Source organism: Paraburkholderia sp. 32 (assembly GCF_050435345.1).
GTDB classification, from domain to species: domain Bacteria; phylum Pseudomonadota; class Gammaproteobacteria; order Burkholderiales; family Burkholderiaceae; genus Paraburkholderia; species Paraburkholderia tuberum.
Window position 1 is genome coordinate 3063615 of sequence record NZ_JBNDKD010000001.1, and the last position, 14186, is coordinate 3077800.

The window sequence follows — 14186 nt, forward strand, 5'->3', positions numbered from 1 at the left end:
TCGAGTGGAAGCCCCTGCTGCGCCACGCAAGCGTTGTCGCTTTCGATGGCTTTCGCGTTCTCCTTCCGCGATACCCCGCCGGCCGGGCGCGACGCTGGCTACGCCCCTTTGCGCCGCTTACGACCTGTCGAGGCGATGTTCCTTCGCAACACAGACGACGTTCGCGGCCAGCGAAGGGTTCGCCGCTTTCGCCGGCCTGCGGGTGCCGGCCACCGCCTTGCCAGGATCCGCACCGGTGATCCGCCGGGACAGTATTTCGCCGGCGAATGCCGCAGCGTGCTCCATGGACAGCGACGGCCCCAGCAGGTCACGCATGCGACCATCGGCAACCGCGGTCGTGAACGAAAAGCCCGCCGCGCCCACCGCCAGCATGTCATCCAGCACCGGAATCCTGAAGGCGAACCCGGGCGCCCGCGCGACCACGCGCGCCACGGTCTGGCGGGCGTGCGACGGATCGATCCCGTATGAGACGGCGAGGTCGACCAGTGGCCGCCGATGCGCGCCCACCCCATAGCGGTGGGCCAGCAGGTCGGCATCGCGCGCGGCCTTTGCATCGAGCGGCTGCTCCAGTTGGAGCAGGTTGCGTCCGCGGGTGGCGAGGCACGCCGCGACGCGATGGATGGCAGCCTCGAGCGTTCCAGTGCCGATCGTCACGCGCCAGCGGCCATCGCCTACCCCGGGATGCGACGCCGGCGGCGCCAGCAGTTGCCCGGGCGCGAGCAGCAGGGCGCGCTCCCAGGTGCGAAGACGCGCCACGGTGAGCGCCTTCGGAAACGTCCCCTGTTCCCACTGCAACAGCGTGGGACGGGACACATGACAGGCGCGCGCCACCTCCGCAACGCACAGGCCCAGTTCACTGCGCAGCCGCCGCGCGTGGGGGCCGATCTCGCGGCACCGGGCGGCGGGGATCCGTGACTGGGGATCGCCGTCTGCGCGGGCGGCGGCATCCGCCGCAGGCGACCCGGGGTCCGGCAACGGTTGCGTCCCGGGACCGAGCAGCCAACCCGGCGGCACCTGCAGGGCCGCCTCCAGTGCGTTCACGGTGGCGGCTGCGACGGTGCGCGGCCACCTTCCCTTCTCCCTGCGCACCAGGGTCACTCTTGCCACTCCCACCCTGACCGCGAGATCGCCCTGTGTCATCGCTGACGCCTTGCGTCGGTCCCGCAGGCGCTGTGCCATCCGCGGTACGTCGGATCGTGGAATCCACACACGCATCCCGGCCATCCTGATCCCCTTCATGAGGCTGTTTATGTTTGAGCGAAGAAATGCGTCCGCACGTCCGGAGACCGGACGCTCGCCCGGCCGGCAGCCGCCCGGCTTCAACCGGTGCACGCATAGGCATTGGCGCGCGCGTCATGCAGCGCATGGTGCTCGCCGCCGTGGCGCGCGTAGTAGGCGGCGCGTCGCTCCGGGTTGCGCGTGCCTGCGATGTTCTCGAGCCGCCAGCCACGCGGCAGCGGGCCGCCCAGCAGGAACCGCAACAGGGCCAGGTCCGTCTCGTAGTCGTAGCACAGCACCGGCCCGGAGTCGCCCGGCACCGCCATGAGCCATGCGCGCAGTGCCTCGCGCAGCGCTGCAAACGGCATCGCGCGCCCCTCGGACTGGCCGAGCTGCGGCAGTACCACGGCGCGGACAAAGTCGCTGCACAGCGCCGGATCGAAATCGGTCCGCTCGCCGTAGAACTCGTACCCGTTCTCCCCCACGAGGGCGAGACTGAGCAGCTGGCACTGCCGGAAGTCGGTGAATTCCGTGTCGAGGAAATACCGGTTGTTCCAGCCGGCCTGCGGCTCGGGTTCAGCCGGCAGTGGCCAGCGCAATGCGCCGTGAAAGTGTGTATCCGTCATGTCCGTTACGTCGTCATTTGGCCGTCGGCTCGCCCCGTGTCATCCAGCGCGAACCCGCCCGGGGCTGATCGGGTTTTGTCGCCGTCTTCCCTGCGCGCGTCTGACCCGGCCCGCACCTCCGGCACGGGCACCATGCGGTGTTCGCGCGCGCCGCGGATCCGCCGCAGCGGCCCGGCAAGCACCGTCACGTGTGCGGGAAACGGGATCGGCACGGCCCCGGTTACGTCGTCGCGGGTCGCACGCACGAAGCGCCGCAGCCGCGCGCGCAGTGTTTCGGAGGTTTCGTCGGGAAGCTCGATCGCCCGCTTGCGTCTGCTCATACCGATCCCTGTTTGAAGCCGCAGCCGGTGCGCCGGTGGCGCGCTGGCCGCGATAATAAGCGGATTATCACCGCCAGCCCGCTTCCCTACGTTGCGTCTCCCCGCAAGCGCGGTCGCATGCCCGGCTCCTCAATGGCAATGCCCGAAGCCACGTCCGGACGCGCATCCACTGCGAGGATCAGGCGCGGGCCGGTGCGGCTGGCGCCTTCGCGCGCCAGAGCCGCCTGCCACGCGCGGGCTGCGTCGCCAAGGCGTACGGCACCGACAAGGTGCGCCCCGCTGCCGTCGTGAACCGGGTCACCGTGAGCAACTGCTTGCCCGTTCCACGATGTTCGTACTCGGTCGCCCCCACCCGGATTTCGCAAAGCGGTTCGAGTGTCCACTGTTCGTCCTCCCGTGCGCGCCTCGTGCTCAGTACGGCCGCGTCACGCAGGACGACATCCCCTCCGACGAACTGTTCGAGCGTCGCAGCGGTTGCGGGCAGGTCCAGCATCACGATCGTCGGGACGGCCCGCGAGCGCGCCCGCGACACCCTGAGAATCAGGACGTCCCGCGGTAACAGTTGCTGAACCGCTGACCATACACCCCTGCCGGGCAACCCGCCGAAAGGCACGTTGGACGGAGGCACACGGTTAATTTCACTTGTCACAAACATACAGCCGCTACCTCAAACGCTTTCTATCTTAACTAACCGCTCGATGACCATGTCGGCACCCTGAAGACAATCCAACATTCTCAGGGAACATCTCGCTGCTTCCAAAACCCGCCGAACCACGATTGCATTTGGATGTCGGCCCGACATCGCTGCGCAGGCCGCCTCCGGTGCATCTATCTGCCTCCAATGCGTTGTCGGCCCGTGCAAACGGCACGCAGATTCCTCGCCCTGCATGTGTGTTGGCCTCGGCCTCCCCGATCGGGATCTGGCTGACCGCTTCAAACAGAGATCGACCAGAGATATCTCGCGGAGTCAGGCACCGCAAGGCGGTACCTCTGACCTGCCCGCCCAGGGTGGCCCGAATGATAGCAAATGAACACTATAGATTGTAGCCCTTTAGCGCTCTCAATGAGTTCATCAGGTCCTTTATCAGGAGGACTTGCATGCGTTCCAACGCCGCTTTCGGCAAAGCACTGAAACAACTCAGGCAGATCGCTGAAGTGACACAGGAAGATTTCGGACTGGTATCCAGCCGCACTTACATCAGTACGGTCGAGCGGGGTCTGAAATCTCCAACATTGGGGAAGATCGAGCAACTTGCAGACGTGCTGGGTGTCCATCCGCTAACCCTTCTGACGGCGGCTTACATGGAACGGCTGACGCCCAAAGAGGTGGAACGGACGACCGCTTTGCTGCGCAGCCGCTTGCTGGCCATCGCCAGTGAGAAGTAGAGACAGTGCGCTGCCTCCCCAAGGGGACTTCTCATGACGGACGCCGCTTCGAGCGGACGGTAACGCTTCGGTCCACTCGGGCGAAATCCGCTGAAATCCTTGTGATTTACCGGAACACTCGGGAGCCATATGCCCCCGAGGCCGGCGCACGGGCGCACGGGCGCACGGGCGCGCAGGCAGCCCGCGCCCGTATCAAAAACGCTGAGCCGGGTTTTCCGAGATAAGGGCAGGATTCTTCAAACGAATACCCGCGTTCGAAAACGCCTTCGCCCAGCAAATTTTTGAAACGCGCCTACGCCTACTGCCGCCCGAAAAAACCGTCGACCGCAGCAGTCCGGCGTCAAGTGCCTCCGGCCGGGCTACCGAGATGGACGCAGGCCAACAACGATCGGCGCGTTTCGGTGAGGTCAGCAACGCATGACTCGCGCACGCGGAAACGAATCATTCTGGGGCTGGCGCAACAGAAGAACCCGTGCCTCAGGCCGGCGCAGTGGCAATTAACAATTGCCTGACCACCGAGGTCAGTGACGTTCGCACTGACATCCAAGCAGACGAGCTATAGGTACCACACGTCCGAAACTCTGAAGCCGGGCACGTCTAACCGAATAGGACTGCGAATGATCCGAGCATGTCAAAATTTTGCTCATTTCTTTTATGTCTACATGAACGCCCCCGTTTGCGCCAGATGTTCGAGGACTTGACGAATAGGATGGGCTGCAGCTCTACATCCGGCCTCTTTGCAGCTTCCGCTTCGCTGCCGGCCCCTATGAAATCCGCTGACTCACGCCTCATTCAAATCACGAGCTTGTGAAGCTCAGACATAAAAGCAGGTTTGGTGAATCCCGGGTCCCGCCCGATTTGTCATTACACTCGAATGCCGCCGCAACTTTTGACGTTCCATCCCTTGAAACAAGAATCTCTCCCAGCAGACCGATGAAATCAGGCTGGCGTGGGGCTGACGTAATCCTTCCGGTAGGGCTGTTGATGCGCCAGCACCGCCCAGATTATTCGGGCAAGCTTGTTAGCCATTGCGACGATGACGACGTTCAATGGGCGTCGCTGTTTCATCTGTTCGACCCAGAGACCTGGCTCTTTCGCGCGATAGATGATGCTCCGCGCGCCGTGAACCAGCAGAGTTCGGAGATACGTGTCACCTCGCTTACTAATTCCCTGTAACTTGATGGTGCCGCCGGAACCCGTCTGTCCCGGCACAAGTCCTAGCCAGGCCGCAAACTCACGGCCAGACTTGAAGGCCTTGGCATGCCCCCATTGTTGCCACCGCGGCTGTTGCGGTAATCAGTCCCACGCCGGGGATCGCCGCGATTGCCTTGGCCGCCTGATCATTTTTCAACCACTCCCGCATCCGACGCTCGATCTGGCCGATCTGGCGGTCCGCCTCATCCAGACCTTTCCATTGCTCTCGCAGCGTATCGATCAGTATCGCAGGCAAGCGTCCTGACAATCTTTCCAGAACTCCGACCATTGCCTTGTCCAGCGCGGCCCTCCCTACTCACATCACCTCGCCGTACTCGCTTAGCAAGCCGCGAAGACTGTTCGTTTGCATGGTGCGAAACTTGACCAGCTGTTGACGCATACGATGCAGTGCAAGAATGGCCTGTTGCGCTTCACTTTTCACGGCAACTTCCCTGCAATCCATCTGGGTGGCCATCCAGATCGCCCGCGCGTCGGCCGCATCATTCTTATTGCGGATGTTAAACGCCTTGACGAACTTCGCGGGCATCAGCTTCACCCGATGCCCCATTTCGATCAGCCGTCGGGCCCAATGCTGTGATCCGCCGCACGACTCCATGCCGATGAGGCACGGCCTGCGATTGGCAAAGTATTCGAGAAACGCCGCTCGCTTGATCGGCCGGTTCACGATTTCGCCGCTATCCGGATCCACCCAGTGAACCTGCATTACGTTCTTTGCGATGTCCACACCCACGATCGCATGTGCCATGACAGATCCCTTGGTTCGGTTGAACAGATAAGTATGATCAACCACTTTTCGAGTTGACAGAAGTGCCGCATGGCAGTCGATCGCATACGCGGGCCGACTGGGTGGGGGCGTTCATTTCATTCAAATGAGTGTTGGAGATAGCGTCAAGCGGCACTGTCGCGTTGCTGATATGGTCGCGTAAGATCGCGCGATGAAGAATGAAAAATCGCTTTACCATGATCATCGCTTTCCAGCGGCGATCATCAGTTCCGCTGTCAGCTAGTATTTCAGGTTTCAGCTCAGCCTACGTGATATCGAAGAGCTGCTATTCGAGCGCGGGGTTATCGTCAGCTACGAAACTGCTTCGCCAGTGGCGCATTGCCGGTGGGCAAATACGGCTCGTGGCGCGGTCTCCTGAATCACAGCCTGCTCAGGCTACGTACCCTGCACAAGCGCCGTAATCTGATCGGCCGACATTACGCCGCGATAGATGCGGAACTCGTCGATCGATCCGCTGAAGAACGGGTCGGCGGCATACTGCGATCGTCCAAGCCAGTTCTGTGCGGTGGGACCGACGCGCCACGGCGTACAGACAACACCGGTTGCGCTGCCAATCACACTGCCGTTCAGATTCAGCGTCGCGGTTGTGCCCGATAGGGTTACGGCCACGTGTGCCCATTGTCCTGTTGGCAGCGCGGCATTGCCATTGATGCCGCGCTCGCCGTGATCGCCATTGGTCGTAATCGCGAAGCGCGTGACGCCGCCCGCGTTTTTCGGCGTGAGGAACAGGTAGCGCCCCGTACCTGCGCCGAAATCGAAGATGCGGGTCCATGCCTTACCGCCGTTCCAGAAAACCCAGGCGGCGATAGTGAAGTCTGACACATCGGCGACAACGTTGTTGAGAAGGCTGACGTAGCCGCTTGAACCGTCAAGCGACGCTGCGTTACCGGCTCTGCCCACCACATGCGTTGCGCCGCCGACGAGCGATCCCGTATGACCGTTGCCCGTCGCGTCGGCGGCGCTCGAGCCAGTTGTTTCGTTAGACGTCAGATACGTATGCAGTTGCACCGCAATCACCGCGACGGCCTCTGACGAATTCGCGCTTTCGCCCGATGTTGTCTGCGCGCTCACGACGTGATACCACGTACCCGCTGCCGGATTGTCCGTGTACGTCGACGGATCAACGATGCCGCTCGCAATTTAGCGATCGGCGAGCTTCGCCCGCTGCCGTGAAAACCGCGACTCGGGGAGCCTGCGACGGCGAGTCCAGCAGCATCAGTACTTTACCCAAGTGGACGAAACCTTGGCTTGCCCCTGACCGGGCTTGGTGTAATCGCACACGCCTGTGGGGAAAACGGATCGCAGCGTGGTGAATTGCGCAGGCGTGAGCGACGTGCCGTAGTCGGCGGGGTCGAGGGGTTTCAGCGCGCACTTCAGGATGTCGTGGGTGATCGGCATGCCGGCGACAGAACGCGGATCTGAATGCAAGGGATAAAGCTTGGAGCACGTGCCGGTGCCGGTCCCGTCCGGCGATGTCTGCTCGACCCTGTTCCCGGCAGCATCCCAACATGCGTCCTTAAGGTCGGCGGGCCTGTTCGCTCGCACCTTCGCGGCAGCGGTGGTGTTGCTTTTGTCCGCATGGATGGCGGTCAGCCACATGTTCATCTGGTCGAGTGCATACCCGGCTGCTGCGCTTGTGCTGCTTGAGCCGTAAACAAGGATGACCTGGTTGTTTGCGTCACCATTCGCGCGGATCAGACGAGCTCGCATGACGTACGAACGCAGGATGTCATGCACGCCAGCGAGAACGGGCACAAGGTCCGCATAAGGGCGATGGTCGATGATCGGGATGCTCCCCAACTGCACACCGTCAGTGACGCGGCCGCTTGTGTATGCGACCGACACCGCGGCGGGATCCCCGACGGTGCGCGCAGCGACCATGTTGCCGTTGATGTCATAGCCACCCACCTTCTGGTTCAGTTCGATGAACTGATCGGCAGAGATGCTCCCCGACTTGAGTGCTGCCAGGCCGTATTGCACGCCCACATCGTCGAAGGGGCGGCGCGCGAAGCCGGTCGCCGGATCCGTGCCGAAGACGTTGATCAGGTTGTCCTGATAGGTGCACCGCGCGCCAGACGGATTCGTCGACGGGTCATACTTGGACGGAACGGACGCGTCGCACCCGAGGATCGGATTGACCATGATCTGCGCCAACCCACCAACCCCGCCGGCAGCCGCACCGGCGATTCCACTGCACGCCCCCCACGTGGCGAACCCCGCGACCGCCTGCTTTTGCGTGTCTGTCCACGTCAGGGCACTGCTCGCGAAATAATGTTGGAGCACCGAGCAATCCAACGTCATGTTCACCTCGGTGAGCGTGTCTGGAAAGCTGAGCGAGGGCAAGAGGCCGTCAAGAAGTCCGGGGTAGTTGGTCGCGATCAGATGCTGCGACATTGCGCCACCGGAGCCGCCCGAACCGATCGTGAATATCGGAGGACCGAACTCCTTGATGAAGTGCTCCTTGACCATCGACACTACTTCGGCTGAGCGGACGTCGTTGCACTGCACGCCGAGCACGTTCTGCGACGACGAGGCCACGGCATAGCCTTTGGAAAGGAATTGGTCGTCCACCACGCCGCCGTTGGACGTTCCCTGGTGGTGGCCGCCCCCACAGCCCCCGCCGAATGAGTAGACGAGTCGCTGATTCCAGCTCGCGTAACCGGCCGAGGTGGCAGGTGTGGGAATCGCTTGGCCCGGTTTGTTCAGGAACGCGATCTGGTAGACCGCGCGATCGATGACACCGGTCTCAAGTCGCACGACGTAGTCGACCTTCACGCCATTGACGGTGGTGGTCGAGAGGTCCGTGGGCGGCGCCCCGATGGTGGGATACGGCTTGAAGGTGCCAGCGCTCGATCGGTATTGGTATGTCACCACCGTCGGTGCGGTGCAGTCCGCCCCCGTCGGGGCCGCCAGGCCCCAGGCGGTCGTTTCGCACCCGAAGATGGTGTCCTTAGGGCCTGCGAAGTTCGGGCCGTTGATGCTGTGATTGACGATCACCAATTGGCCTAGTGTTAGGCCCGTGGCCTTGCTCTTGACCATGATGTCCGAGTTGCCGTCGGGGAATCCGCTCACCAGGCCAACCAGGCTGCCGTCAGCTACCGGCTTTAGCGATGAGGTCAGGCCGTTGCCGGCAGCCGTCACGCTGAGGTCCGCAGGATTGACGTCGCCCGCAGCTAGCTGCACCTGAATGAGCGCGTCGCCACCAGAGACCACGTCGGGGCGACTCGACAGCGTCTGCACGGTGACCACGCCCGTCGGCGAATTGTCGCTGCCTCCGCCGCAGGCCCCCAGCGACAATGCCAGCACCAAGCCAAGTGCGCCCTTCAAAGCTCGTCCTTTCGCCAGTTCCAAGTTCGTCTCCTGCGTCCCATGACCTGATGGCGAGGGATGGATATTGGTAGATTGCCAATTGATGCCGCCTGTTCGAGCGCCACACCTGCGGTCATTTGAGCACCCAGAGGAAAACGTCACTGTGCCTGGCGCGACAATCGCGATGCTCGCAAACCCTGAAATGTCGCGTGCTTGCCCGGCCCATCGCGGGCGCCATGTGGGAGCCACCCTGCCCACAGGGGGCTACGGTAGAGTCCACGGACTCTTCTTCGCGTTGTGACCTAAGGCAAAGCTGAACAGGCTCGATGTCAGCAATGGCAGGAAGCGCCCCACGCGCCCTTCGGGCTTGTTAGCGCGGGTTGGCCTCGATGGGATCGCGGGGAAGATCTTCACCGATGTGTCATTGGCAAGCACCGGCGTGGGAGCAAGCTTCTCGCTCGCTACTCTGAATACCGGCTTTCGATTGCAGAGCAACCATTGCAAAGCCGAGCAGCAGGCGGTCGGCGTGCAGAGATTGACCGGTTGTACTACAACCTGCCAACGCTCGAACTCGCCCGCTGCTTTTATGCGCCGACGGAAAGGCGCAAGCCTTCAAGGTCGAGCACCGTCAGCCCACCGTATTCAAGCTTCACCAGGCCAAGCTCCTCCAGTTGCTTGAGCGCACGATTGCAACGTGGCCGGGAAACGCCAGCCAAGCTTGCAATTTCTTCCTGCGACACCGCGAGATGCCGTGGGCCATGCGGGTAAAGCCACGGATGAAACAGCCCGGCCAGGGCGCGCCTGACCTGGCCTTCAACGTCAAGCATGCGGTAAGCGCCCCAACCTTCCATGAACCAGTACATGCGTTCGGTGAGTTGCTGGATGAGGAAGTGGGCAAAGACCATCTGGGTCTCGCAAAGCCAATGGAAGGTATCGCCCGGCATGACGGCCACCACGCTAGGTTGCAGCGCGATTACGTCGGCAGGGCGCGGCAGGCCGCGCCACAGAGTGCCTTCGCCGAACCAGCTTCCGGGTGACATGCCACCGAAGGTGATCGAAAGGCCGTCTGCGGTAGTGGTGGACCACTTCAAAAGACCACTGATAACGCCATACCAGTGATTCGGCGATTCGCCCCGTCTCAATAACGCGACGCCGGCCCTGACTGGCTGTTCCCACATCTCCGCGCGCACGCGCAACTGCACGTCGTCGGCCAGGTTAGAAAACCAAGGCGAATCGACGAGCAGGTTTTCCAGCGTCGCAAATCCCAACGCACGCTCGGGATGGCTCAATCGACTCCCCCATGTCTAGTGGAAACCCTTGGCTGCTTTGTATTCCGCGCAACTGTGTCCAGGCGGATGTTCTAGAAGAATACCCCACGACGACCTGATGAGGGCCTCGTAGAGACCCGCAGGCACCACAGGAGACGACGACATGGAGCTCGGCCTTCAGGCAAGCCCGTGCTGATCACTGCAGGCATGGCCTGCATCAGTCAGCGGACTGTTGCCGGCGGCCGGTGCGTCCGCGCACAGCGCGCTGTCCGAGCCTTTCAGTATCCGCAACTGAAGCACTGCTTCACTTGAGCCCACGACCCCGAGGAGACACTCCCATGAGCAACCCCACGCTGTCCCTGCGCCCGGCTGCAACGGTCGCATCTCGATCCGAGCAGGACGCCGTCTGGTCCAAGATTAACTGGCGTGTGGTTCCCGTCATCCTGGTCGCCTACATCATGGCGTTCCTGGATCGCATCAACGTCGGCTACGCCAAGCTGACGATGCAGCAGGGCCTTCACTTCTCTGATGCCGTCTACGGGCTGGGTGCTGGCATCTTTTTCTTCACCTACCTGATATTCGAGGTGCCAAGCAACCTGTGGCTCGAGAAGATCGGGGCGCGTCTGTCATTCCTGCGCATCATGGTGCTGTGGGGCCTGACCTCGGCGGCCACCGCCTGGGTGACCTCGCCGACGCAGTTTTACCTCGTCCGCCTGCTGCTGGGTGTGTTCGAGGCCGGCTTCTTTCCCGGCATCATCCTGTACCTCACGTACTGGTATCCTAGCGCCAGGCGCGGCCGCGTCAGGGGACTGTTCCTGTTCGGCATGCCGATCACCGGCGTCATCGGCGGGCCGCTGTCAGGCTGGATTCTGAAGTCCTTCGATGGCGTGGGCGGCTGGCACGGCTGGCAGTGGGTGTTCGTGCTCGAAGGCGTCCCCACCGCACTGATCGGCGTCATCGTCTACCTGTTGCTGACAGACAAACCCGAGCAGGCGAAATGGCTCGACGAACGCGAGAAGGCCGTCGTCACGCAGGTGATGGAAGCCGACCGCGGCGGTGACCCGCAACCCCATCACCACGGCAAGCTGAAGGCGGCGCTCGCCGACCCGAAGACCTGGCTGCTCGCCTTCATCTACTTCACCTGCGCCTGCGCCGTGTACACGCTCACCTTCTGGCTGCCGACGATGGTCAAGGCCTTGGGCGTCGCTGACGTTTCGTCCGTCGGCTGGTACACGGCGATCCCGTTCGCCTTCGGTGCCCTCGGCATCCTGCTGATGAGCCGCAGCTCGGACCACTTCAAGGAGCGCCGCTGGCACGTGGCCAGCACGCTGATCATCGGATCGCTCGCGCTATACGCCACCACCTTCACGGCGGGCGCGTTCGTGCCTTCGATGATCCTGCTGTGCATTGCAGCCTTCTTCATCTTCTCCTGCGCGCTGTTCTGGTCTATCCCGCCGACCTACCTCAGCCGTGAAGCCGCCGCCACCGGAATCGCGGTGATCAGCTCGATCGGCATCCTCGGCGGCTTCGCCAGCCCGACCCTCATCGGCTCTATCAAGACCGCCACCGGCAGCATGAGCGCCGGCCTGCTGGCGATGACGGTGGTGATCTGCATCGGCGGACTAACGGTCCTGCTGGCGGTGCCCAAGGCTGCCCTGCGCGTCGGCGCAACGCCCGTGGATCCCGTGCACTGAGCGCGCCTCCAACCGAAATCTCAAGAAACCGATCAGCGCAGCCCTATTGATGCCCGTGACGTCGGCCAATGGCTGGCCGCTCGGGCGCAGCGCCGACGACCTCATGATCCAGGCCGCCATCGGCCGCGTGCCCGGCGTGCGTCTCGCTGGTGTTTGCGGACAGGACGATAATTGACGGAGGAGTTCGAGCTTGAGGCCGTGAGGCTGGTCAAGGGGCGAGATCTCAGGATGCGCTTTGCGAATCTCCGTCGATCGGGATCATTTGCCCGGAAATTGAACGCCCGGCGTCCGATGCCAGAAAAACAGCGAGCGCTGCAATGTCCGCCGGATCGACAAAATGCTGGATGGACTGATTCGCGAGCGCAGCCGCCTCTTCCTGCGCGACGGTGCGGCCGCTGGCTGATGCGCGTCCCGCCAGCACCTGCTGAATACGTGGACCTTCCACGGCACCCGGCAGAATCGCGTTGACCCGTATGCCGAATTCGCCCAGCTCACGTGACAGTGTTTTCATCAATCCAATCAAGCCCCATTTGGTCGTCGCGTAGGGACTGCGGTTCGGATAACCAAAGCGGCCGGCGAGCGACGACATGATGAGAATCACGCCCGCGCTCGACTGCTTCAGGAAAGGGATGGCCCGTTGCGTCACCATGAACGTCCCCGTGAGGTTCAGACGAAGCACCGCCTCCCAGGCGTCCGGATCCATCTCCGCGACACTCGCGGTCGGTCCCGCAATGCCCGCGTTGTTCACCAGAACATCCAATCCGCCGAGAGCGGACGCGGCGTCCGCGACCATGCGCGAAGCCGCCGCGCGATCAGCGATGTCACACACCGATGTCGCGACGCCCGGCAATTGCGCTTGCATCTGTTGAAGCGCCGCTTCGTCGATGTCGCATACAAAGACGCTCGCGCCCGAGGATACGAATGCTTCCGTGATTGCGCGTCCTATACCACCCGCACCAGCCGTCACCAGCACGCGCGGGCCTTTTGATGTGGTCATGAAAACCTCTCTTCTGACTTGGGTCACGCTCGCCGCTCAAGCGCAGGCAGCACGTATAAACTCGGGCACGGGGATGGCCTTCAGCCGACCATCGTCCTGTTTGATACACAACGCGCGAGTCGCGCGACCCTCGCAGATCAGCGTATCGTTGCGCGTGATGCGATGGCTTTGGATGAAGACTTTACCTCGCCACTCCTCAATGCGGGTATGCATCTGCAGACTTTCACCGTAGGTCGCCGAGGTGTGAAAACGAGTGTGGACCTCCAGCAGCGGCGCGCCGATGCAATGGGGTAACGCTTGCATCTCCCGCCATGGCGGCAGGCCGCACTGTATAAAATAATCGTGCGAAGCGGCGTCCATCCAGCGCGAGAAGTTCGGAAAAAAGACTATTCCGGCTGGGTCGCAATCGCCGAATTGCACGTCGACACGATAGACAGTTTCTTTACTCACGGGTCTATGCTCCAGTTCCCAGTCCGACCATTGTGCGTGTTTTGCACCCGCAATACTGTCCGTGCAGCGACAGTTCGCATTGACCGCCAGGCGAGCGGCTCTGGGAGCAGGCGATGACCAGGCAAACGCGGATTGTCACTGTTTCGCTTACGCTTGACGAACTACTCGCACAGTCGCCGTGGTTCGTACGGCTGGACGAAGCCGTGAAGCCTCGCGTGCGCGCCGAGGCGTCGGAGCGTGCCGTCGCCTCAGGTCAGGCGCTCGGGCACCACGGCGAACGGCAACATGTCTGGTTCGGCATGCTCGAGGGCCTCATCAAGTGGTCGATCACCGCGCGCAATGGACAGACGGTGACTTTAGGCGGACAGTCGGTAGGCAGTTGGTTCGGAGAAGGCACGCTGATTCGCGACGCGCCGCGCGAGTCCGATCTCATTGCATTGCGCGATAGCCGCGTCGCGCAGATTCCACGCGCGACGTTCAATTGGCTTCGCGAGCATCAGCCGTCGTTCAACGAGTTTCTGCTGTTCCAGGTCAACGAGCGTCTGCACTGGTTCATGGGCGCCGTTGCCGCGCACGGACTGCTCGACACTGACAGTCTTGTCGCACGGGCGCTGGTGGGCATGGTGCAACCGTTGTCCAATCCGGGCGGCGTGGGGCATCTGCCGATATCTCAGGAAGAACTCGCCAACCTGGCCGCCGTGTCGCGTCAAACGTGCAATAAGGCGATGACTCGCTTCAAGAACGCCGGCCTCGTGCGCACCGAGTACGGCGGCATCGTCATACTGGATTTGCCAGGGCTCCAGGCCTTGGCACGCTAGCGCCGCACATCTTCCTTCGCGAATCGTTGCCGACCGCGCTCGCGCATTGCTTGGTGTTTACGCTGACTCCAACTGTCGCGCGATTGACAGTCGTGGAAGCC

Annotated in this window: 12 protein-coding genes and 2 pseudogenes; 4 read left to right on the top strand and 10 right to left on the bottom strand. The window is 62.5% G+C overall.

Annotated features, from left to right (window positions below):
• Window positions 1–117 precede the first annotated feature (117 nt).
• The 4 genes from OKW26_RS14135 to OKW26_RS14150 form a co-directional block, all read right to left on the bottom strand.
• Window positions 118–1239, bottom strand: a complete 1122-nt coding sequence (locus OKW26_RS14135) for a helix-turn-helix domain-containing protein (RefSeq protein ID WP_429353987.1) — start codon at window positions 1237–1239, stop codon at window positions 118–120.
• Between the two features lie 80 nt (window positions 1240–1319).
• Window positions 1320–1844, bottom strand: a complete 525-nt coding sequence (locus OKW26_RS14140; RefSeq protein WP_429353574.1) for a hypothetical protein — start codon at window positions 1842–1844, stop codon at window positions 1320–1322.
• Window positions 1845–1849: 5 nt separating this feature from the next.
• A complete protein-coding gene (locus OKW26_RS14145; RefSeq protein ID WP_429353573.1) occupies window positions 1850–2164 on the bottom strand; it encodes a hypothetical protein in 315 nt (104 codons plus the stop codon).
• A 178-nt stretch (window positions 2165–2342) separates the two neighbouring features.
• Complete coding sequence (locus tag OKW26_RS14150) at window positions 2343–2657, bottom strand: hypothetical protein (RefSeq protein ID WP_429353988.1); 315 nt, start codon at window positions 2655–2657, stop codon at window positions 2343–2345.
• Between the two features lie 605 nt (window positions 2658–3262).
• On the opposite strand from OKW26_RS14150, the gene OKW26_RS14155 reads away from it, so the two are divergent.
• The gene (locus OKW26_RS14155) at window positions 3263–3550 is read left to right on the top strand and encodes a helix-turn-helix domain-containing protein (protein ID WP_184050748.1); all 288 of its coding nucleotides are present in this window, start codon (window positions 3263–3265) and stop codon (window positions 3548–3550) included.
• Between the two features lie 939 nt (window positions 3551–4489).
• Here OKW26_RS14155 and OKW26_RS14160 read toward each other — a convergent pair.
• Window positions 4490–5510, bottom strand: a pseudogene (locus tag OKW26_RS14160) (IS110 family transposase).
• 190 nt (window positions 5511–5700) lie between these two features.
• Between OKW26_RS14160 and OKW26_RS14165 the strand changes: the two are divergent.
• Window positions 5701–5850 (top strand): annotated as a pseudogene (locus OKW26_RS14165) (IS6 family transposase); the annotation flags it as partial.
• Between the two features lie 74 nt (window positions 5851–5924).
• Here OKW26_RS14165 and OKW26_RS14170 read toward each other — a convergent pair.
• From OKW26_RS14170 to OKW26_RS14180, 3 genes are all read right to left on the bottom strand, one after another.
• Complete coding sequence (locus tag OKW26_RS14170; protein ID WP_429353989.1) at window positions 5925–6620, bottom strand: LamG domain-containing protein; 696 nt, start codon at window positions 6618–6620, stop codon at window positions 5925–5927.
• Window positions 6621–6764: 144 nt separating this feature from the next.
• Window positions 6765–8900: a DUF6351 family protein gene (locus OKW26_RS14175; RefSeq protein WP_429353990.1), complete on the bottom strand. Its 2136-nt coding sequence runs from the start codon at window positions 8898–8900 to the stop codon at window positions 6765–6767.
• Between the two features lie 542 nt (window positions 8901–9442).
• Window positions 9443–10147, bottom strand: a complete 705-nt coding sequence (locus OKW26_RS14180) for a Crp/Fnr family transcriptional regulator (protein WP_429353991.1) — start codon at window positions 10145–10147, stop codon at window positions 9443–9445.
• A 317-nt stretch (window positions 10148–10464) separates the two neighbouring features.
• Between OKW26_RS14180 and OKW26_RS14185 the strand changes: the two genes are divergently transcribed.
• On the top strand, window positions 10465–11820 hold the full coding sequence (locus OKW26_RS14185) for an MFS transporter (protein ID WP_429353992.1): 1356 nt from the start codon (window positions 10465–10467) through the stop codon (window positions 11818–11820).
• 223 nt (window positions 11821–12043) lie between these two features.
• On the opposite strand, the gene OKW26_RS14190 is transcribed toward OKW26_RS14185, so the two are convergent.
• Together OKW26_RS14190 and OKW26_RS14195 are read right to left on the bottom strand one after the other, a co-directional pair.
• On the bottom strand, window positions 12044–12817 hold the full coding sequence (locus tag OKW26_RS14190; protein WP_429353993.1) for an SDR family oxidoreductase: 774 nt from the start codon (window positions 12815–12817) through the stop codon (window positions 12044–12046).
• A 36-nt stretch (window positions 12818–12853) separates the two neighbouring features.
• Complete coding sequence (locus tag OKW26_RS14195) at window positions 12854–13267, bottom strand: acyl-CoA thioesterase (protein WP_429353994.1); 414 nt, start codon at window positions 13265–13267, stop codon at window positions 12854–12856.
• A gap of 113 nt (window positions 13268–13380) precedes the next feature.
• On the opposite strand from OKW26_RS14195, the gene OKW26_RS14200 reads away from it, so the two are divergent.
• Window positions 13381–14085, top strand: a complete 705-nt coding sequence (locus OKW26_RS14200; protein ID WP_429353995.1) for a Crp/Fnr family transcriptional regulator — start codon at window positions 13381–13383, stop codon at window positions 14083–14085.
• The last annotated feature ends 101 nt before the right edge of the window (window positions 14086–14186 follow it).